The organism is Gluconacetobacter diazotrophicus PA1 5 (assembly GCF_000067045.1).
GTDB lineage: Bacteria > Pseudomonadota > Alphaproteobacteria > Acetobacterales > Acetobacteraceae > Gluconacetobacter > Gluconacetobacter diazotrophicus.
Genome location: NC_010125.1, coordinates 2,169,992 through 2,190,805, shown reverse-complemented (window position 1 = coordinate 2,190,805; position 20,814 = coordinate 2,169,992). Strand labels below are relative to the sequence as shown.

The window sequence follows — 20,814 nt, the reverse complement described above, 5'->3', positions numbered from 1 at the left end:
TCTGGCTGGTCGCTGATGGATACCAAGCGTTTTATCGTGGCGACGCTGTTGTCCGCCATGGTCCTGGTTGGCTTCGAATATTTCATGCCGAAGCAGGGCCCATCACGAGGTCGCACAGCAGGCCGCCCAGACCAGTCGCCAGACACCGCCCACCGACGCCGCTCGCGCGCCGGCCCCCGTCGCGGGTGCCAGTTCCCAGCCCGTATCCACGCCCGCGCCGCAGGCCGAGACGCGGCTTGCGATCGACGCGCCCAAGGTGGCCGGATCGATCGACCTGCTGGGCGCGCGGCTGGATGACATGGTGCTGCGCGACTATCACGAGACGGTCGCCAAGGGCAGCCCGCAGGTCCGCATCCTGGAACCCGGCCACGACCAGCAGCCCAATTACGTCGAAATCGGCTGGATGAACCTGCCCGGCGGCCAGGTACGCGTGCCCGACGCCACCACGGTATGGAGCGCGGACGCGCCCAAGCTGACTTCCGACCGGCCGGTCACGCTGTCCTGGGACAACGGCGCGGGCGTCACGTTCCAGATCGTGGTGTCGATCGACGCCCATTACATGTTCGGAATCGAGCAGCGGATCGTGAACCGCTCCGCGCAGCCGGTGTCGCTCTACCCCTATGCCCGCGTCGACCGGGCCTATACGCCGACGGAAACCGGCGGCTACCTGGTGCATGAGGGGCCGATTTCCGTCATCGACGGCCGGCTGGACGAAAGTTCGTACAAAAGCCTGCGCACCGGCGCCACGCCGCCGGGCAACCTGTCCTGGACCAAGGGCGGACAGGGCGGATGGGCCGGGATCACCGACAAATACTGGCTGACCGCCGTCATTCCGCAGCAGGGCACGGCGGTGACCGGCAGCTATGGCTATCAGGCCAATGGCGGGGCAGGGGTCTATCAGGTCGGCTTCATCGCCCAGGCCGCCACCGTGGTTGCTCCGGGGACCACGGGCGCGACCGTCAGCCACGTCTTCGCGGGCGCCAAGGAAGTGAACCTGCTGGAACAGTACCAGTCCAGCCTGCACATTCCCGATTTCTGGAAGGCCGTCGATTTCGGCTGGTTCGCCTTCCTGACCCGTCCGATCTTCTACGTGCTGGATTGGCTGAACACGCTGCTGGGCAATTTCGGTCTGGCGCTGATGGCGTTCACCCTGCTGGTCAAGGCGCTGTTCTTCCCGCTGGCGACGCGCCAGTTCCGCTCGATGGCCAAGATGCGGCAATTGCAGCCCAAGGTTCAGGAACTGCGCGAGCGGTACAAGAGCGACCAGATGGCGCTGAACCAGAACATGATGGCGCTGTACAAGGCCGAGGGCGTGAACCCGGCTGCCGGGTGCCTGCCGATGGTGGTGCAGATCCCGGTGTTCTGGAGCCTGTACAAGGACTTGTATATCACCATCGAAATGCGCCACGCGCCCTTCTTCGGCTGGATTCACGACCTGTCCGCGCCGGACCTGACCAACCTGTTCAACCTGTTCGGGCTGATCCCGTGGGACCCGAACGTGCTGTCGCCGTACCTGCAGTTGGGCGTGTGGCCGATCCTGTTCGGGGCCACGATGTTCCTGCAGCAGAAGCTGAACCCGGCGCCGACGGACCCGGCGCAGCAGCGCATGTTCCAGATGATGCCGGTGCTGTTCACCTTCTTCATGGCGCGGCAGCCCGCCGGTCTGGTGATCTATTATTGCTGGAACAACCTGCTGACGGTCGCGCAGCAGATGGTGATCCAGCGTCGCATGAAATCCGCCGTCGACAAGGTCGGTGCGATCCCGGCCGCCGCCGGGCGCAAGTGAGCGGCAGGGCCTGATGTCCGACTTCAACGCCACCCCCCGCACCCCGGACGAGGAAGAACGGCTGCTCGAAGCCGGCCGCCTGCTGTTTGCCGGTCCGTGTGATTTCTTCTTCGGGGCGCAGAAGCTGGAGCAGCTTCCGCCCCCCGGTGCGCCGGAAATCGCGTTCGCCGGACGGTCGAATGTCGGGAAATCCAGCCTGATCAACGCCCTGACCGGACGCCGCGCACTGGCGCGCGCATCGTCGGAACCGGGGCGGACCAAGCAGCTGAATTTCTTCGACCTGGGGGGGCGGCTGACCCTGGTGGACATGCCGGGCTACGGCTACGCCCGCGCCGCGAAGGATGTGAAGGAAGACTGGCAGGGCATGATGTTCGCCTATCTGCGCGGACGTCCGACCCTGCAGCGCGTGATCCTGCTGCTGGATTCGCGGATCGAACTCAAGGCGTCGGACCGCGAGATCATGACGCTGCTGGACCGTGCGGCCGTGACGTTCCAGATCGTGCTGACGAAGTGCGACGCGCCGCGCCCCGGCGCGCTGGAAGCCAAGCGCAGCCAGGCGGCCGACCTGGCCCGGCAGCATCCGGCCGCCTATCCCGGAACCTTCGCCACCAGCAGCGACACTGGGCTGGGCATCCCCGAACTGCGCGCCGAACTGGCGGCCCTGGCCCTGCCCCAAGCGGGCTGAACCGGTTCCCATCATGACCAAGACGACAGGGCACGACCCGATGAGCGAATCCCAGAGCGAATTCCCAGGCGGCGGCACGACCGGCGATATCGTGCGGACGATGCAGGAAGCGCAGGAACGGGCCGCCGTCCTGGCCCAGGCGCTGCCGTTCCTGCGTCGCTATGCCGGGGATACGATCGTGGTCAAATATGGCGGCCACGCCATGGTGGACGATTCGCTGTCCAACGCGTTCGGGCACGACATCGCGCTGCTGAAGCTGGTGGGGGTCAATCCCGTCATCGTTCATGGCGGCGGCCCGCAGATCAGCGCCATGCTGACCCGGTTGCAGATCCCCTCGACCTTCGTGGACGGGCTGCGGGTCACCGATGCCGCCATGGTCGACGTGATCGAAATGGTCCTGGCGGGGAAGGTGAACAAGCAGGTCGCCGGCCTGATCAACCAGGCCGGCGCGCTGGCGGTCGGGATTTCCGGCAAGGATGGCGGGCTGATCACCGCGCGGCGCCTGCAGCGCACCACCCGCGATGCCAGCGGCCAGGAGCGGGCGCTGGACCTGGGCTTCGTCGGCGAACCCACGCATATCGATCCGCGCGTGCTCTACGCCCTGTCCGGATCGGGCCTGATCCCCGTCGTGGCCCCCGTGGGCATCGGCGAGGCCGGTGAGACGTACAATATCAATGCCGATACCGCCGCCGGCGCGATCGCGGGCGCGGTGCATGCCACGCGGCTGCTGATGCTGACCGACGTGCCCGGCGTGCTGGACGAGACCGGCGCGCTGATCCCCGAACTGACGGCCGAGGAAGCCCGGCGCGGCATTGCCAGCGGCATGATCAGCGGCGGCATGATCCCCAAGGTGGAAACCTGCCTGGAGGCCGTGCGCAGCGGCGCCAGGGCGGCGGTGATCCTGGACGGCCGGGTGCCCCATGCCTGCCTGCTGGAACTGTTCACCGAGGCCGGTCCCGGAACGCTGATCCGCGGCGAATAGGGACCGCGCGACGCCACGGGGGCGAGATGCGTTGACAGGCCGGGGCCTTCCTTCGCATGGTCCCGCGACATGAAGACGGAATGCGATGGGCCGCCATGGCCATCGCCGAGACAGGATTGCAGGACCATGAACGACGAGCACGCCCTCCGGACCCATATCGAGGCAGCATGGGAGCGGCGCGACACGCTGTCCTCTGCCACGAAAGGCGCGGACCGCGAGGCCGTCGAGCATGCGCTGGCCGGGCTGGATTCGGGCGCGCTGCGCGTTGCCACGCCCACCGATGCCGGGTGGGTCGTCAATGAGTGGCTGAAGAAGGCGGTGCTGCTGTCCTTCCGCCTGAACGACAGCCACGTGATGCCTGCCGCACCGGCGCCGTTCTTCGACAAGGTGCCGCTGAAGTTCCAGGGTTGGGACGAGGCACAGTTCGGCCAGGCGGCCTTCCGCGCCGTTCCGGGCGCCATCGTCCGGCGGTCGGCCTATATCGCGCCCGGCGTGGTGCTGATGCCCAGCTTCGTCAATGCCGGCGCCCGCGTCGAAAGCGGCACGATGGTCGATACCTGGGTCACGATCGGAAGCTGCGCGCAGATCGGCCGCAACTGCCATATCAGCGGCGGCGTCGGCATCGGCGGCGTGCTGGAACCGTTGCAGGCCGCGCCGGTCATCATCGAGGATGACTGCTTCATCGGCGCGCGCTCGGAAGTCGCCGAGGGCGTGATCGTCGAGCGCGGCAGCGTGCTGTCGATGGGCGTGTTCCTGAGCGCGTCGACCAAGATCGTCGACCGCACGACGGGCGAGGTCTTCGTCGGCCGCGTGCCGGCCTATTCGGTCGTGGTGCCGGGCACGCTGCCGCCGCGCACGCCGCATGCCGCCGACGGCACGCCGCTGCCCGCGCTGGCCTGCGCCGTGATCGTGAAGCGCGTCGACGAACGCACCCGCTCCAAGACCTCGATCAACGAATTGCTGCGCGATTGACTGGTGCCCTGACCCCGGCATCCACCCCCGCGCTCACCCTGGCGCGGGACCTGATCCGCGCGCCGTCGGTCACGCCGGACGATGGCGGCGCGATCGGGGTGCTGACGGCTGCCCTGCGCGGGCTGGGGTTCGACGTCACCGACCTACCGTTTGGCGAGGGACCTGCCCGTACCCCGAACCTGTTCGCGCGGCTGGGCCGGTCGGGGCCGCATCTCTGCTTCGCCGGACATACCGACGTGGTGCCGCCCGGCGATGGCGGCTGGACCTCGGGCCCGTTCGAGGCCGCGCTGCGGGACGGCTGCCTGTACGGGCGCGGCGCATGCGACATGAAGGGCGGGATCGCCGCCTTCGTCGGCGCCGTGGCACGGATACTGGAATCGGGCCGGACGCTGCGGGGTTCGGTCAGCCTGCTGATTACCGGCGACGAGGAAGGACCGGCCACCTTCGGCACCGTCAAGGTGCTGGAATGGATGGCGGCGCACGGGCAGGTTCCCGATTTCTGCGTGGTGGGCGAACCGACCAATCCCGACCATCTGGGCGATGTCATCAAGATCGGGCGTCGCGGCAGCCTGAATGCCCGGATCGTCGTGCCGGGAATCCAGGGTCACGTGGCCTATCCCCATCGGGCCGACAATCCGGTCCATCGCCTGCTGGCCATCCTGTCGGACCTGACGGCCCGCCCGCTGGACCAGGGAACGGAGTGGTTCGAACCGTCCAGCCTGCAGGTCACCACGGTCGATGTCGGCAACGAGGCGACCAATGTCATTCCCGGCCGGGCCACGGCACGGCTGAACATCCGCTTCAACGACCTGCATACCGGCCAGGGCCTGGCCGACTGGATCCGCGGCGTCGCGCATGTCCACGCCCCGGGGGCGGAGGTCACGGTCCAGATCAGCGGTGAAGCCTTCCGTACCGAACCCACGCCGGAGCTGGACATGCTGGCCGCGTCCATCCAGGCGGTGACGGGGCGGGCGCCGCGGCTGGATACCGGGGGCGGCACGTCCGATGCACGGTTCATCAGCCGCTATTGCCCGGTTGCCGAATTCGGCCTGGTCGGGGCCAGCATGCACAAGGTGGACGAGCACGTGCCCGTTGCCGACCTTCTCGCGCTGACCGACATCTATGCGGCGTTTCTTGAAAGGCTGATGGGATGATGCAGGGACGCGGCGTGCCGCAGGGACCGTTGCCGAACAGCGCCGGCGGTATCTTTCGCGGCATGATGCTGCTGGGCCGTGGCCGGCGCGAGGGGCTGAACTGTTTCGGTGCGACCCAGGATTCGGTGTTGACCGCGCTGGCCCCGCGCGTGGCGCTGTGGCTGGTCGGTGCGTTGCTGACCCTGGTCCAGGCCCCCACGGGACTGAGCGGGACCAAGATCCTGTTCTCGCTCTGCCTGGTCCTGACGCCGATCATCGTGACCCATCAGTTGGCACGCCTGTGGGGGCGCGAGGCCCTGTGGCCCCGCTACATGACCGCGGCGCTGTGGTGCGACTGGCTGGTGCTGTTCGTCATGCTGATCGCCGTGGCCGTGGTGGCGATGGTCCTGCCGGCCGGTCTCAATGCCGTGCGTTCCGCGCTGATCCTGAACGGGATCGTCTTCGCCTATAACCTGTGGCTGACCTGGTTCATCGCACGGGTGGGGCTGGCGCTTGGCGTGTGGCGGGCGATTCTGGTCGTTCTGGCGGTCGCGGCGGCGATCCTGGTCCTGGGCGAGGCGGCGGCGGTGCTGCCGCCCCATTATGCGCCCTGGCAGGATTTCCTGGCCCTGCCATCGGCGCACGCTCCGCAGTAAGGGGACTTAGAACGGATCGGGGTCGTAGCCCACCCCCGTCAGGTACAACCCGTCCGGGGGGGCTGTCGGGCCCGCCGCCCGCCGGTCGCAGGCGGCCAGTGCCGCCGCCACCCGGTCGGGCGCCCACAGTCCTTCCCCCACCAGCTTCAATGTGCCGACCATGTTGCGCACCTGGTGATGCAGGAACGACCGGGCCTCGGCCTCGATCACGATTTCCTCGCCCTGGCGGACGACGCCCAGCCGGTCCAGCGTCCGCAGCGGGCTCCTGGCCTGGCATGCGCTGGCGCGGAACGAAGTGAAATCATGCCGTCCCAGCAGAAGGCGGGCGGCCCGCGCCATGGCCGCTTCGTCCAGGGTGCGCTTGACCAGCCAGACCCGTCCGTCATCCAGGGTCGGCCGGCTGCGGCGGTTCAGGATCCGATAGCGATAGGACCGGCGGATGGCGGAAAACCGCGCGCTCCATTCGGTATCGACCGGACAGGCCCGCAGCACCGCCACCGGATAAGGCTTCATGTGGAAATTCAGCGCATCGCGCACGGTCGAATCGTTCAGGCGCACGTCGCCGGGAAAATCCAGGTGCGCCGCCTGGCCGGTGGCATGCACGCCGGCATCGGTGCGCCCGGCGGTAATGCTGGGCACGACGCGTCCGGACGCCAGCCGGCTCGCTGCTTCCTCCAGTACCTGCTGGACCGACAGGCCGGTGATCTGGCGCTGCCAGCCGACGAAGGGGCGTCCGTCATATTCGATGCGTACGGCCCAGCGCTGGAGCGACGGCGCGGTCACGATCCCAGCCGCGTGCCGACGGGGACCGGCTGGCCGCGCAGGAAGGCGTCGGCCTCCATCATGCCGCGTCCCGGGCGCTGGATGCGGGTCAGGCGCAGGGTCCCCTGGCCGCAGGCGACCGTCAGCCGGTCGTCCAGCACCGTGCCGGGTACCGCGTCCCGCGGCCCGTCGATCGGGGTCGCGGCGCCGATCTTCAGGACCGTGCCGTCCAGCGTGGTGAAGGTGCCCGGCCAGGGCGTCAGGGCGCGGACCTGCCGGTCGATATCCACGGCATCGCGGGTCCAGTCGATGCGTCCGTCCTCGCGGGTCAGGCGGGCGGCATAGGTCGCGCCCTCGGCGGGCTGGGGAATCGCGGCGGTCTCCGAATTCGCCAGGGCCGCCACGATCAGCCGGCCCCCCATGGCCGCCAGGTCGTCATGCAGCGTGCTGGCGGTGGTTGCCGGCGTCAGGGCGACGCGGCCGGTCAGCAGCATCGCGCCGGTATCCAGCCCTTCGTCCATCTGCATGATGGTCACGCCGCTCTCGTCGTCGCCGGCCAGGATCGCGGCCTGGATCGGCGCGGCCCCCCGCCAGCGGGGCAGCAGGCTGGCATGGACGTTCAGGCGAGCCCCGGCGCGGGGCGTCAGCATCGCGCCGGGCAGGATCAGCCCGTAGGCCGCGACCACCGCCGCATCCAGGTCCAGCGCGCGGAAGAACGCATGTTCGTCGTGATTGGCGCGCAGCCGGGTGGGCACGCGCACCGGAATGCCCAGCGCCTCGGCCGCCAGGTGGACGGGCTGGGGACGCACCGCCTGGCCGCGCCCGGCGGGACGGGGCGGCTGGCTGTAGACCACGGCGATCTCGTGCCCCGCTTCGTGCAGGGCGTGCAGGGCGGGAACCGCGAAATCGGGTGTTCCCATGAAGGCCAGGCGCATGACGATCCGATCCTGTTTCCCGAGAATGATCAGCGCTGAAAAGACTCAGCGTTTCTGGCGCTGTTCCTTGGCCAGGCGCCGCATGATCATGTTGCGCTTCAGCGTCGAGAGGTGATCGACGAACAGGATGCCTTCCAGATGATCGATCTCATGCTGGATGCAGGTGGCCAGCAGGCCGTCGGCCTCCAGTTCCTCCTCTGTGCCGTCCAGGGTGCGGTAGCGCACGCGGACACGGTCGGGGCGGATCACCTCGGCATATTGGTTGGGCAGGGACAGGCACCCTTCCTCGCGCGAGGCCAGGCTGTCCGATTCCGCGATCACGTCCGGGTTGATCAGGATCAGCGGCTGGCGCTCGCCTTCCTCGCCCAAATCCACGATGGCAAATCGCAGGCCCATCCCGACCTGCGGGGCCGCCAGGCCGATCCCCGGGGCCTGGTACATGGCGGCGAACATGCGCGGCAGGGCATCGCGCACGCCCGCCGCATCCTCGGGCCGGACGGGGCGCGCCTTCTGCCGCAGGATGGCCTGCGGCGCGACCAGGATGGGCATGGGAATGGCGGCGGCGATGGCGTCACGGTCGATCATGCAGGGCGATGTAGCGACACCGGCCCCGCCGCGCCAGAGGGAACCCGCCCAGCAGCGTGGAAAACCCGGAAGAATTGGATGAAAATCATGAGTTCTTCGTGCCCACAAAATCCACCGGCACAGCTAAGAGCAGCCGTGGTTTCCCTACCGATTTGCCGATGGTAGGCTGAGAACGCGCCGAGCAAGCTCGACACCATGGCCGTGGTTTCCCTACCGATTTGCCGATGGTAGGCTGGCGACAACGACGTCCGGCCGGCGCTCGATGCCGTGGTTTCCCTACCGATTTGCCGATGGTAGGCTTGAGCGTTGATCCGGCCATCATGCGCGATCGCCGTGGTTTCCCTACCGATTTGCCGATGGTAGGCTGCCATATTGGGCCACAAGCTGCCTCCGCTCGCCGTGGTTTCCCTACCGATTTGCCGATGGTAGGCTAAGACCGTCGTTGCCGGTATCGAAATCTGCGCCGTGGTTTCCCTACCGATTTGCCGATGGTAGGCTTCTTCGTGTGGCCGAAGGCCGTTATCTTGCGCCGTGGTTTCCCTACCGATTTGCCGATGGTAGGCTCCAGTGCGCACGCGCAAGGTATCGGAATCGGCCGTGGTTTCCCTACCGATTTGCCGATGGTAGGCTCTTCCCCATGTCGTCCAGCGCGGTCTTCGAGCCGTGGTTTCCCTACCGATTTGCCGATGGTAGGCTATACCCGGTCGAAACCAAAGGTCATGCGATGCCGTGGTTTCCCTACCGATTTGCCGATGGTAGGCTGAACCCGCCGTCACGCAATTAACCGGCCAGGCCGTGGTTTCCCTACCGATTTGCCGATGGTAGGCTACCTTGCAGGGAAGTAATTGGAACTGTTGTGATTTCCGCGTTTTTTGACGCCGAAATCACAACAGCACCATCTGAGAAGGTCCGATTCGCTCGGTTTTTGGCGCAAGGCCCAGCATCAATTCCATCCGTCCGTATTGCCTGTCCGTGATTTGTAGTGTCCGAACGCTACCTTCCTTTGGAAGATTCGACCGCACCCGCCGAACATGCTTTTCCACAGCGTCCTGTCCTCGGCAGATGCGTGCGTAAACCGAAAATTGCAACATCAAGAAGCCGTCATCCTTGAGGAAATGGCGAAAGCGACTGGCGCGTCGTCGCTGCTCTTTGGTGCGAACCGGAAGGTCGAAAAATACGAGAAGCCACATGAACCGGATGTCCTCGGCTTTCATCGCGCACCGTCAATCCCGGGCTTTCAGAGTTGGAGTCGAGAGAAGCGCGGCACTGCCATGCTCGATGGCGCGCACCACGGACATGGCTACCGCTTCGGTTGCGGCCAGGACGGTCATTCGCTCGCGACCGATGGCCGCATTGTCATTGAGGATCGTCGACATTTGACGGCGATCCTCGATAGACAGCGTGTCCCCTACATGTTCCAAAGCCCGGTCATGCGCCATGCGGTCCACAAAGGGGCGGAACGGCTCGATCAGATCGTCGACGAGATTGAACGCATTGGTTTTCGATGCGTGATGTACCCCGAAAGCTGGGAGCAATCCCAGCGCCACGCATGCGCGTGCAATCGCGGCTCGCATGATCGCATAACCATAGTTAAGCAACGCATTACGACGATCATTCTCGTTTGCGCGTGTAAAATCCGAAAACAGGCTCGCCCAGTAAGCTCGGGCCGCCTGTGCTTCCACATTGCCCGGATCGCCGGAAGCGACCCGTCCAGCCATTGCTGCAATCGTTTGTCCTTGCGGCCGGCCGAGTTGGTCCAGTAGTGCAGCCTGATTACGTATCTTGGCGACGACCAATGTCTGCCACAGGCGCTTCTTCAATGGTTGGCTGATCGAGATCTGGGCATGTGCTATGTGCGCCTGGGCATGATGCTGGTGAAAAGGCAGCAGGATACCGGCAGGATGATGCCTGGCATCGGGCACGATCATGGCAACGCCATTTTCTGCAAGCGCAGAGAGAAGAGACCCGGTGATGCTCACTTGTCGCGTATCGAGGATAAGGCACGCGATGTCCTCCACCGCCAATGATACCTCGCCACCATCCTGAGCAACAACGAGCTGCCGATTCCGATGCGTCAACCGGGAGGGGTGGGAGATATGCACGCCTCGCCATGCCATGTGCGCACCTCTTTGCGGACAGGGGATTTTCTACCAAAGCGGTCCACTTGATACTTACTTATGGCCAGCAAGGTTTTTGTGCCAATTCCCGAATGTATCGACTTGGGATCATTATGTGCTGATATTGTTAGTGCCCCCGTGTTCCGATGAAGGCCCACGAAATATCCTTCGATCACTTCTCCACTCGGTCTTATGATCTCTATATTGGAGCGAGGATAAAGACTAAAGCGAAATTGATGCTCGGGACCGACTTCGGTCCATTCATCCTCATCCTTATTGGCAACTATCGACCGCATCGGTGGCTTTGGCCAAGCCTTCCGATTCATGATCTGATGTGGATAAACGGGCACCAGATACCATTCGTCCTTGCCCCTGCGGTTGGGCTTGCTAAACACGTCCGCCCGTACCATTTCTCCTCGACCGGCAGTGCCCCCGCGGACGGGAACGGCGGCCTTGATCGTGGTCGCCAGACGGATCTTGGTGATAATATCGCCGCGTGGCGAACGGGGTGGGGCGTCGGCGGGCCGGCCGGTTGCGATCCAGGAGCGTATAGCCTCCACGATGGCCTCATTGCGTTCGCCATCCTTAATCCGTTCAAGGTCGGCTTCCTTGAGGCTGGAAACGGCCTTCCGTTCAAAGACGATGGGCGTACATTCGCGCTCTTTCACCTGCCGGATTGTCGCGGCATGGCCCTCGCCACGCGCGCGGCGGCGTTCGGGGCGGGCAACGAATACTTCCGGATAGGTTGCCTCAACATCCGCACGAAAGCTTTCCCACGGCGGTTCGACACGTCGCAGTGGTCGGCCCAGTCCCTGCTGTTCCCATTCGTGAAAAGATTTGGTCAGCCGCTGGATCTCGGCTTCGTCAACTGCCGCCACTGTCAGCGCATCCAGCGCGTGATGGCGGTCATCATTGATGCGCTTGCCATCCTGTTTCTTGAGTGATTCCACCCCCCATGCCTGACGCAAAGCCGCCGTAAGAGCGCCGGGCCGGGTGAAGACGCGACGATTACCGCCCTTTTCCTGCCGCTCGCCAAAAGCATAAAGCAGTTTCACTGCTTCCGCGAACAGGCGTGCGGCATAGCGCGTGTCATTGAGATTGCGGCTGCGGAATTTCTCTTCAGCCTCTTTGGCGTTTTTCAGCAGATAATTGCGCTTCTTGAAGCCGCGCAGTTCCTTGTTGGTCTCGATCCGCTGTACAAAAGCGTTCCACGCATCGCCAGTCTGTCCGGAGAGCCATTCATAGGGCGTCGATCGCTTTTTTTGCTGGTTGGCACTGGCAAGACACAGCGTCTTGTTGTTGAAGCTGTCATCGCCGAAGCGGGACCAAGGCAGGATATGATCCACCTGGACGCTGTTGTCGGTGGCTGCTATCTGACGAATGTGGATAGCCTTGCCGGTATACAGGCATTTGCCTCCCTGTTCTTTCCATAGTCGGTAACGCAGCAATGTGTCGCCGTTCACATCTTCCAGATCAAGAAGATCATGGACCTCCCGACGTTCGCGCGCGCGCAGGGCGGTATTTTTTTCAATATGTTTTTCAATTTCCCGTCGCTTTTCGATACTGTTGCCGACATCGCGGGCAAGTTCGACATGGATCGAACCGGGCAAGCCCCAGTGATTACGCATCGCCCAGATCTGCTTGAGCCCTTCGATCAGGGCTTTGCGGGCGATAGGGTTGGCAATGCTTTCCCCGATTTCCGTGACCAGTGCGTTGAACTGGGTCTTTGCGACGATCTGACCGTGATGGGAAAGGCGGGAGGCAGCATGGTCATAGCCGGCCATCGTGCAAGCTTCGTCATAGCGTCGGCCTTGTTCGAGATGGGGCAGCAGGTTGCGCGCCGCTTTCGTCGAAATATGGGCAGCGCCCTTGAATTTCGCGAATACGCCAGCATCCAGCGCCGTCAGTAAAACGTCGAGGACCGCAAGCGTCAGACCGATCTCACGCAATTTCTCCGTTATTGTTTCGTTCGCCTCGAAGAAACTGAGTACCTGGACAATCGCGTCAAGCTGCTCCGGCCTCTCTTGCATGTCGGTCCAAAGCGCCTCGCCGAGAGCCTTGCGGAGGGTCGCGGTTCCCGTCATCGCCCCACCGGTCCGGGCAACGATATCGCGATCCTCATCCTCCGGCCTGATCGTGGTAAAACGTTGATTGTCCTCCAGACCGATCAGGGTCCGCACGCGCTTGATCGACAGCTTTGCAGTCTTGCCGAGATCGCGGGTAACGAGAGCGATTTCATCGACGGTCAACGGGCGTTCGCCATCGGGCGTCGTAATGCGCAGGTTGAGGAGCCGGGCCAGCAGGCGGAATCGCTCAAAGGACGGAGTCAATTTCGCTGCGCGCTTCTCCGTCCTTTCGAATGGGCAGAAACCTACCAGCCTTTCGCTGTCCTGCATCGGCCGCTGGTGGAAGGCACTGGCGGTGAACGCTTCTTCCAGTTCTGGCGAGGCGAAACCCTGTCCCAGCCGGCGCTGCGCGGCGAACAGGGCGTGGACCTCATGCTCCAGGTCGTCACGGGCAGTAGTGCGGTCATATTTGCCTTCGCGGTTGCGGCGGCGGCTGGCAAAATCAGGATCACGCGCAAACATTTCGCCGACCGTGCGGTAGCGCCCCAGCCGCTCGCGAGTGGCTTCCAGTGCGGTCAGCATCTTCTTGTCGTCGCTGCTGATGTTTGTCGCCTTGCGCTTGGCGGCGGATTTGAAGCCCCGCCTTTTGGCGATATGGCCAAGCACGACCGCGAACTCGACGGGTTTCAACGGTTTGTCGAGGCCGCGCGCGCGCAACTCCCATGGATCGTGGCCAGGGCGTTTCAACGCATCGCTGTCGGTCGAGGGAAGCAGCCCGGCGGCGTGGAGTAATCGCCTGATTGCGGCCATACGGTTGCGGCGGCGGCGGATTACCCGCCGTAGCAGTCGGTTGGAACGCCGAATCTGGTTGGTGGGCGTCCGTTCCTTGCTGGTTTCGGGAACATCGAAGCACCAACTCCCCATTCCTTCTATCACGCCTTTTCTTCCGAAGGCAGACGGCCGCCGCAGTACGGCCCAGCCGCATGAACCGATGCCCAAGTCGATCCCGAATGTCAGGCTTTCGTCGATCATATTTTCCCCCAAGCGATTTCAAGCCTCTTGACTTCTTCAAGTCAATAAGGTCATCTGTTCTTGGCAATTCGGTAGGGAAACCACGGTAACAGAATTACCGTAAGGTTTTTTCTGTGAAGGATCATCCCTCGCTTGGGCAACCAGGCGGGGGAAATTCCTCGTTCGGGCCAATCAGCCCTTCATTTCCATATTCGACCGTCCCGGCGTACAGCAAGTTTGTCCCGGACAAGAGTCAGATTGACCGCTCCCTTGCGGAAGCGGCATGGCGTCCCATATCATGACGCATGCGGGCGCCGGTGCCGGGCCCGCGTGATTGTCTCGCTCGGTTGAGGAGGCCTGTGTGTCGGGAAGACTTTTCGCATCCCCCATGTTTCTGGGGTTCGACCATCTGGAACAGATGCTGGAACGCGCATCCAAGGGAACGGCCGACGGCTATCCCCCTTATAATATAGAGCAGATCAGCCCCACGGCGCTGCGTATCACCCTGGCGGTGGCCGGGTTCGTGATGGAAGACCTGCAGATCACGCAGGAAGACAACCAACTGGTCATTCGCGGGCGGCAGACCGACGATTCCCAGGGACGCGTGTTCCTGCATCGGGGTATCGCCGCACGGCAGTTCCAGAAGGCGTTCGTCCTGGCGGAGGGGATCGAGGTCGGCAACGCGTGGCTGGACAACGGTTTGCTCCATATCGACCTGCTGCGCCCGCAACCCGAGGTCCGGGTCCGGCGGATCGAGATCACGCAGGGGCGCGCATCGGCCCCCCCGGCCGAAATCGACCTGCCCAAGGTCCGCGCCCAGCGCGTGGTGCGGGTTATCGAGGAAGACTAGCGGGCCGCCCACGTGCCGCCCGCGCCCCCATCGACATGGCCGTCCCGCCAGGGAGGGCCCAGTGGACCGGATGTCGCCGCATCATGGGACATCCCGGCCCGGAGGACCAGATCATGAGAATTACGACCCAGAACGGACGGGTGGTTCTTCAGGCGGACCAGACGTCGCTGCCCGCCGACGTGCATCATCTGACCGACACCCAGCTTCTGTCACTGGGTGTGTCGCGGATGGCCTATATCAAGGCGGTGGTGATCGAGGGGCAGGACGTCTTCGCCATCCATGCGGCGGACGGCACCCCGATGGCCCTGACCGAGGACGAGGCGACCGCCATCGAGGCGATCCTGCAGCACGAGATGGTGCCGGCCCTGGTGCATTGATGAAGCCCCCGGGAAGAAGTCCCCGGGGAAAGACGTGCCGGGGCGATCATGGATCGCCCCGGCTGGCCGGTCAGGCCGGGCTGGGGTCCAGCCAGCCGATATTGCCGTCCTGTCGGCGGTAGATGACGTTGATCTGGTCGCTGGTGCTGTTGCGGAACATCAGCAGGGTCGAGGCCGCCAGATCGAGGCGCATCACGGCCTCGCTGACGCTGAGTGTCGCGATTTCGGCGGCGCGCTCGGCGACGATGGTCGCGTACGGACCCGTGTCGTGCATCGCTTCACCCCGGACCCGCCCGTCGCTTTCCGCCGGGCGAAGGATGTAGCTGCGACCCACCTCGGGCGTCTTGCGACGGGGCAGGGTGCGGATATGGTCGTTCACCCGCTCGCGATAGCGGCGCAGGCGACGGGCGATATGTTCGGCCGCGTCGTCGAAGGCGCCATGGGCATCGGCGGCCTCGCCTTCACCCCGCAGGGTCAGGCCCCGCGCGGCATGAAGGTTGATATCGCAGGTAAAGAAGGATCGGGCGCGGCTGAAGGTGACCTGCGCATCCAGGGCACGGTCGAAGAATTTGTCGGCAAGACGATCGAGATGGGCCGTAACCCGGTGCTTCAAAGCGTCGGAGAGGTCGATCTGCTTGCCAGCGACACTGATCTGCATGTGACATCACCCCTTGCATGGAGGAGGAGCGTCCGAAACCGGACGATGCATGCCGGCGCTCCAAACTGCCGGTCATGGCGTCGGGATTCGGGCCTCAAGCTTCCGGTTTCAGGCCGATGAGGGCCTTGTCCCGTTTTCTCTGCGTCGAGTTGGGTATCCTCAGCGCATCCCGGTATTTGGCCACGGTTCGGCGAGAAATGTCTATTCCTTCCTTGCGTAACCGGGTCACGATTGCATCGTCGGACAGGATTTTTCTATCAGATTCCTGTGAAATCAAGGTCTTGATCCGATGGCGGATGGCCTCGGCGCTGTGGTCGGCGCCGCCCGCGCGGCCCGGGATCGCGGTGGTGAAGAAATATTTCAGCTCGAACAGGCCGCGCGGGGTGGCGATGTACTTGTTCGCCGTCACCCGGCTGACGGTGCTTTCGTGCAGCCCGACCGTTTCGGCGATATCGCGCAGCACCAGCGGGCGCAGGTGGCCGATCCCGTGATCCAGGAAGCCGCGCTGCCGGCGCATGATCGCGGTCGCGACGCGGATGATCGTGTCGGCCCGCTGCTGCAGGGCGCGCACCAGCCAGTTGGCGCTGGCCAGGCGCTCGTTCAGGAACGGCCGGTCCTCGCGCCGGGCCCGCAGCGCCACCCGGGTGCTCAATGCGGAATTCACCACCACGCTCGGCATGGTCTCGGGGTTGAGTTCCAGCATCCAGTCCCCGTCCGGCGCGGGCTGCAACAGGACGTCCGGGATGACGGAACAGGCCGCCGGATCGCCGAAATCCCGGGCCGGGCGGGGGGACAGGGTGCGGACCTCGGCAATCATGTCCGCCAGGTCCTCGGCATCGACGCCGCACAGACCCTGCAGCCGGCGCAGGTCGCGCCGGGCCAGCAGGTCCAGGTGCCGCAGCAGGACGGCCATCGCCGGGTCCAGCCGGTCGCGTTCGCGCAACTGGGCGGCCAGGCATTCGCCCAGATCGTGGGCGAACAGGCCCGTCGGCTCGAACTGCATCATGGTCTGGCGCACACGCTCGACATGGTCGAACGTGGTGCCCAGGGACTGGGCGATGACCGCCGTCGGGGGGACGAGCCGCCCGTCGGCGTCCAGCAGGGTGATCAGATACGCCCCTACCAGCCGGTCGCCGGCATCGCGCCACGACAGCCGCACCTGTTGCGCCAGCCGTTCGTGCAGCGAGGGGGCCGGGCCGGGCAGGGTCCCCGCCGTGGCGGCCCAGTCCTGGTCGGGGACCCGTTCCAGGCGAGGGTCATGGCGCGCACCGTGGGCCACGACCTTGGGCCGGAGTTCCTCGAGCCCCGCCAGGTTCGCGCGCTCCAGCAGCGGATTGCGTTCCAGTTCCTGTTCGATGAACGAACAGGCGTCGAGGTTGGACAATTGCAGAAGGTGGATCGCCTGCCGCAATTGCGGCGTCATGACGAGGGTCTGGGCCTGCCGGAGCGCGAGCCTGGGGCCGATCGTCATGGACAGACGGTCAGAGGGAGAAATTCTCCCCAAGGTACACCCGTCGGACGTCCTCGTTGGCGACGATTTCCTCGGGGCGGCCTTCCATCAGCACCTGGCCGCTGTGCATGATATAGGCGCGGTCGATCACCTCCAGCGTCTCGCGGACATTGTGGTCGGTGATCAGCACGCCGATCCCGCGATCCTTGAGGTGCGAGACGAGATCGCGGATTTCGCCCACCGCGATCGGGTCGATGCCGGCCAGCGGTTCGTCCAGCAGGATGTAATGCGGCTGGCTGGCCAGGGCGCGGGCAATTTCCAGGCGGCGGCGCTCGCCGCCCGACAGGGCCAGCGATGGCGCACGCCGCAGGTGCGAGATACCGAATTCGCCCAGCAATCCATCCAGCATCGCCTCGCGCCGCTCGGGATCGGCTTCCACGACTTCCAGCGCCGCCATGATGTTCTGCTCGACATTCAGGCCACGGAAAATGCTGGCTTCCTGCGGCAGGTAGCCGATGCCCAGCCGGGCGCGGCGATACATCGGCAACTGGGTGATGTCGGTTCCGTCCAGCGTGATCGCCCCGGTATCGGGCTGCACCAGCCCCACGATCATGTAGAAGCTGGTCGTCTTGCCGGCCCCGTTGGGGCCCAGCAGGCCCACGGCCTCGCCCCGATGGACCTGGATCGAGACGTTCCGCACCACCGGCCGCTTCTTGTAGGTCTTGCCGATCCCGTTGGCGATCAGGCCGTCGGCGGCCGGCAGGTCGTGCGCGATCGCGGTGCCCTGCATGTCGCCCGCCAGTTCGTAGGGGATTTCGTTCATGGTGTCTTCCCTGCGGGGCCGGGTTTCGTCCCGGCCTGGGTGGGCCTGGCCCCGCCGGGGCTGCTGTTGGCCTCGTTGGGGACGATCAGGCCGCTGACCCGGCTGCCCGCGCGTTCGGTCATCGTCGCGATTCCGGTGTGCATGTTCACGATCGCCGCGGCTCCGTTGATCTGGTTCTGGCCCCGCGTGATGTGGACGTTGCCGACGATCCGCGCAATCCCGGTGTCAGGTACATACACGCCCCGGTCCCCGGTCACGGTCTCGGTCTGCGTGCGGACGAAGACGTGGCCGAAGGCGTTTACTTTTTCCAGCTTCCCCGAACTGGTCAATGGGTCCTTGCCGGTTCCGGGCGCGGCCCCAGGCTGCGTTCCGGGGGGCGGGCTGGGCGGAGGCTGAGCCGGGGACTGGGTGGCCGGCTGGGCCGGGGCGCTGTATCCGACCAGCACGTCGGCGCGGATCTGCCGCCCGTCATTGGTCGTGACGGTCGCGTTTCCGCGCCCGATCGAGATCCGGGTCTGCGAATAATATTCCATCGAATCCCGGGCGGTCAGCACGTCCTGGGGCGTGACCATCTTCATCGCCTTGCCGGTCATGATCATGACCGACTGGTCGATATCATAGATCGCCTTGTCGCCCCAGGCCTGGTCCGTGTCGGTGAAGATATGGACATGCCCGATGGCGTTCAGGCGATAGACCTCGTTGGACCCGGAATCGGTGCCGTTGCTCGTCGACTGGGTGGCTGGTGCCTGGGGCGCCGGGGCCTGGGCGGCCGGTGGCGGGGATGCCGGTGCGGCGGCGCCGTTGTTCGGGGCGCCGCCCTGGGCTGCTCCCGGCGCTGCCGCCTTCTTGCGGTAGAAGGCGATCAGCCGGTCGCCGGTCACGGTCACGTTGCCCCGCACTGCCTGTGCCTGGTCATAGGCCGTGACGGTCTGGGATTTCTGGTCCCAGTCGAAACCGCCGGCCGCCGTCACCGTGATCTGGCCGCCATGGGACAGGTCCAGCGCCTGGCCGCGTGCGCCCATGGGCGCCACGCAGGCCGCGACGCCGCCAAGCAGCAACGCGGTAGCGACCTTGGGGAAGGCGGTCATCGGGTGGGCTCCGTACGGGCGGGTGGGATGGACGATGCGGGCGGCGCCGCGGAAGATGGCGTGGCGGCGGGCGGATGGGCGTGGCTGTCGTCATTCAGGATCAGCCGCCCGGGGCCGCGGAACAGGCCGATGCCCTCGTGCTGCGACAGGATGAAGCCCTGGGCGTCCAGTACGCCGAACGGGCCTTCGGCATGCACCCACTGGTCGGAGGCGACGATTCCCTGCTTCAGGTCCATGTCGGCCGTGACCCCGGTCATGATCACGCCGTCGGCCCGGTAGAGCACCACGTTGCGCGTCAGGTCCAGCAATTGCTCGTGCTGCATGTACACGCCCTGGTCCGAACGGATGGTCAGCCAGTCATTGCCCTGGGTGAAGGTGTCGGCCACGGGGCCGGTCAGGTTGATGCGGTCCGGCGTCACCTGCTGGGCCTGGTCGGCGGTGATCATGTACGGGCGGTTGTGGTCGTCCAGTCCGCGATAGGTCGCGCCCAGCATGTTGCCGCTTTCGATGCGCAGGTTTTCCATCTCGTGCAGCGCGTTGCGCTGGGCGTTCACCAGCCGGTCGATGGCCGGCCAGGCGGCGATCGACCCCAGCAGGGCCAGCGCCGCCGCCGGCAGCACCCATTTGGCCCAGCGGACCAGCATCCGCCGGCGCGCGATGTCGTCGGGATTGGGAAGGTGCCGGGCGCGGGTCGTCCGATGGTGCAGGACGGTGCGCTGGCGGGCGACGTCGTCCGCCGAACGGGCGAAATCCTCGCGACGCGGTGCCGTGGGGTCCCTGGAGGGCGGGGGAGGAGACGCGCTCATGCGACGCCCGCCCGCAGAAGGTCGTGGATATGCAGGATGCCGACCGGGAGCCCGGCCGCGTCCACCACGAACAGGCTGGTGATCGGCCGCGCCCGCGCGTTCATCAGGCGCAGGGCCTCGGCCGCCAGCACGTCGGGGCCGGTGGTCAGCGGGGTGGGGTTCATGATGTCGGCGGCCAGCGTGCTGTCCAGGTCGCGGTCCAGCGCCCGGCGCAGGTCGCCGTCGGTGATCAGCCCGCGCAGCCGCCCGTCCGGGGCGACGACACCGATGCAGCCGAAGGCCTTGCGCGTCATTTCCATGATGACCTGGCGCATCGCGATGTCCGGTGTGCCCAGCGGCATGGCGGCGCCCCGATGCATCAGGTCGCTGACGCGGCGCAGCCGCGTGCCCAGCCGGCCGCCGGGATGGAAGACGCCGAAATCGGTGGCGGAGAAATTTCGCCGCTCCAGCAGCACAACGGCCAGCGCGTCGCCCAGCGCCATCTGCATGGTCGTCGACGTGGTGGGGGCCAGGCCCATCGGGCAGGCCTCCGGCGCCTTCGGCACGATCAGGGCGATGTCGGCGGCCCGGGCCAGGGTCGAATCGGGTGTGGCGGTAATGGCGGCCAGCAGCAGGCCATAGCGGCGGGCGTGCGCCACGATGTCGGCCAGTTCCGCCGTTTCGCCGGAATTGGACAGGGCCAGCACCGCATCGCCCCGCTGGATCATGCCCAGGTCGCCGTGCGACGCTTCGGACGGATGCACGAAGACCGAGGGCGTTCCGGTCGATGCCAGGGTGGACTGGATCTTGCGCCCGACATGGCCGGACTTGCCGATACCCGTCACGATGACCCGGCCCGCCAGCGTCGAAAACGCATCGACCGCCCGTGCGAAGGCCGTGCCCAGCGGCGTGATGCCTTCCGGCTCGTCGGATACCGCCGGGGCGCGCAGGGCGGCCGCCAGCCGGGCCAGTCCGTCGCTCTCGCGCGCCAGAACGCGGCACGCGGCGGTGATGTCGGACTGGATCCGGGCCTCGTCCGCGGGTGCGCCGGCATCGTCATGGAAGGCGGGTTGGGTCATGCCGCCCGTGTATC

General features: G+C 65.7%; 19 protein-coding genes, 1 pseudogene and 1 CRISPR repeat array. Of the genes and pseudogenes, 8 read left to right on the top strand and 12 right to left on the bottom strand.

Translation table 11 applies throughout. The annotated features are described in order from the left end of the window. Nucleotides 1-15 precede the first annotated feature (15 nt). From yidC to GDI_RS10160, 6 genes and pseudogenes are all read left to right on the top strand, one after another. Nucleotides 16-1,786: pseudogene (yidC, locus tag GDI_RS10185) on the top strand (membrane protein insertase YidC). Between the two features lie 13 nt (nt 1,787-1,799). Beyond that, the gene (gene yihA / locus GDI_RS10180) at nt 1,800-2,471 is read left to right on the top strand and encodes a ribosome biogenesis GTP-binding protein YihA/YsxC (protein WP_012225938.1); all 672 of its coding nucleotides are present in this window, start codon (nt 1,800-1,802) and stop codon (nt 2,469-2,471) included. A 100-nt stretch (nt 2,472-2,571) separates the two neighbouring features. Further along, on the top strand, nt 2,572-3,453 hold the full coding sequence (gene argB, locus GDI_RS10175; RefSeq protein WP_041249771.1) for an acetylglutamate kinase: 882 nt from the start codon (nt 2,572-2,574) through the stop codon (nt 3,451-3,453). Nucleotides 3,454-3,579: 126 nt separating this feature from the next. Beyond that, nucleotides 3,580-4,425 carry a 2,3,4,5-tetrahydropyridine-2,6-dicarboxylate N-succinyltransferase gene (gene dapD / locus GDI_RS10170; RefSeq protein ID WP_012553079.1) on the top strand — a complete coding sequence of 282 codons (846 nt, stop codon included), beginning with the start codon at nt 3,580-3,582 and terminating at the stop codon, nt 4,423-4,425. Beyond that, entirely contained in the window at nt 4,422-5,579 is a 1,158-nt protein-coding gene (gene dapE / locus GDI_RS10165; RefSeq protein WP_012225922.1) for a succinyl-diaminopimelate desuccinylase, read from the top strand. Before dapD ends, dapE begins: the two co-directional genes overlap by 4 nt. Beyond that, entirely contained in the window at nt 5,576-6,214 is a 639-nt protein-coding gene (locus tag GDI_RS10160; protein ID WP_012225920.1) for a hypothetical protein, read from the top strand. Before dapE ends, GDI_RS10160 begins: the two co-directional genes overlap by 4 nt. Before the next feature lie 6 nt (nt 6,215-6,220). Here the strand turns inward: GDI_RS10160 and truA are convergent, their stop codons facing one another. The 6 genes from truA to cas9 all read right to left on the bottom strand — a co-directional run bounded on the left by truA (nt 6,221) and on the right by cas9 (nt 13,711). Beyond that, on the bottom strand, nt 6,221-6,997 hold the full coding sequence (gene truA / locus GDI_RS10155) for a tRNA pseudouridine(38-40) synthase TruA (protein WP_012225918.1): 777 nt from the start codon (nt 6,995-6,997) through the stop codon (nt 6,221-6,223). Next, nucleotides 6,994-7,911, bottom strand: coding sequence for a methionyl-tRNA formyltransferase (gene fmt, locus GDI_RS10150; protein WP_012225916.1), 918 nt, complete (start codon nt 7,909-7,911; stop codon nt 6,994-6,996). The genes truA and fmt overlap by 4 nt, the downstream gene beginning before the upstream one ends. A 45-nt stretch (nt 7,912-7,956) precedes the next feature. Continuing rightward, nucleotides 7,957-8,496 (bottom strand): peptide deformylase, encoded by a 540-nt coding sequence (gene def / locus GDI_RS10145; protein WP_012225914.1) that lies wholly within the window; start codon nt 8,494-8,496, stop codon nt 7,957-7,959. A 132-nt stretch (nt 8,497-8,628) separates the two neighbouring features. Then, a CRISPR array of direct repeats spans nt 8,629-9,324; the repeat unit is 36 nt; unit sequence GCCGTGGTTTCCCTACCGATTTGCCGATGGTAGGCT. A 56-nt stretch (nt 9,325-9,380) separates the two neighbouring features. Beyond that, complete coding sequence (gene cas2 / locus GDI_RS10140; RefSeq protein WP_012225910.1) at nt 9,381-9,710, bottom strand: CRISPR-associated endonuclease Cas2; 330 nt, start codon at nt 9,708-9,710, stop codon at nt 9,381-9,383. A gap of 9 nt (nt 9,711-9,719) precedes the next feature. Next, a complete protein-coding gene (gene cas1, locus GDI_RS10135; protein WP_012553075.1) occupies nt 9,720-10,613 on the bottom strand; it encodes a type II CRISPR-associated endonuclease Cas1 in 894 nt (297 codons plus the stop codon). After that, entirely contained in the window at nt 10,571-13,711 is a 3,141-nt protein-coding gene (cas9, locus tag GDI_RS10130) for a type II CRISPR RNA-guided endonuclease Cas9 (protein ID WP_041249387.1), read from the bottom strand. The genes cas1 and cas9 overlap by 43 nt, the downstream gene beginning before the upstream one ends. A 340-nt stretch (nt 13,712-14,051) precedes the next feature. Between cas9 and GDI_RS10125 the strand changes: the two genes are divergently transcribed. After that, on the top strand, nt 14,052-14,540 hold the full coding sequence (locus tag GDI_RS10125; protein WP_012225904.1) for an Hsp20 family protein: 489 nt from the start codon (nt 14,052-14,054) through the stop codon (nt 14,538-14,540). A gap of 113 nt (nt 14,541-14,653) precedes the next feature. Next, a complete protein-coding gene (locus tag GDI_RS10120) occupies nt 14,654-14,917 on the top strand; it encodes a DUF1150 family protein (protein WP_012553073.1) in 264 nt (87 codons plus the stop codon). A gap of 70 nt (nt 14,918-14,987) precedes the next feature. On the opposite strand, the gene hpf is transcribed toward GDI_RS10120, so the two are convergent. The 6 genes from hpf to GDI_RS10090 all read right to left on the bottom strand — a co-directional run bounded on the left by hpf (nt 14,988) and on the right by GDI_RS10090 (nt 20,800). Then, nucleotides 14,988-15,575, bottom strand: coding sequence for a ribosome hibernation-promoting factor, HPF/YfiA family (gene hpf / locus GDI_RS10115; RefSeq protein ID WP_012225900.1), 588 nt, complete (start codon nt 15,573-15,575; stop codon nt 14,988-14,990). A gap of 94 nt (nt 15,576-15,669) precedes the next feature. Beyond that, a complete protein-coding gene (gene rpoN / locus GDI_RS10110; RefSeq protein ID WP_012225898.1) occupies nt 15,670-17,046 on the bottom strand; it encodes an RNA polymerase factor sigma-54 in 1,377 nt (458 codons plus the stop codon). Between the two features lie 10 nt (nt 17,047-17,056). Further along, nucleotides 17,057-17,815, bottom strand: coding sequence for an LPS export ABC transporter ATP-binding protein (gene lptB, locus GDI_RS10105; RefSeq protein ID WP_050935129.1), 759 nt, complete (start codon nt 17,813-17,815; stop codon nt 17,057-17,059). A 29-nt stretch (nt 17,816-17,844) separates the two neighbouring features. Next, a complete protein-coding gene (locus tag GDI_RS10100; protein ID WP_012225893.1) occupies nt 17,845-18,936 on the bottom strand; it encodes an LptA/OstA family protein in 1,092 nt (363 codons plus the stop codon). After that, nucleotides 18,933-19,742, bottom strand: coding sequence for an LPS export ABC transporter periplasmic protein LptC (gene lptC, locus GDI_RS10095; RefSeq protein ID WP_012225880.1), 810 nt, complete (start codon nt 19,740-19,742; stop codon nt 18,933-18,935). Before lptC ends, GDI_RS10100 begins: the two co-directional genes overlap by 4 nt. After that, nucleotides 19,739-20,800: a KpsF/GutQ family sugar-phosphate isomerase gene (locus GDI_RS10090; RefSeq protein WP_012225878.1), complete on the bottom strand. Its 1,062-nt coding sequence runs from the start codon at nt 20,798-20,800 to the stop codon at nt 19,739-19,741. The genes lptC and GDI_RS10090 overlap by 4 nt, the downstream gene beginning before the upstream one ends. Between the last annotated feature and the right edge of the window lie 14 nt (nt 20,801-20,814).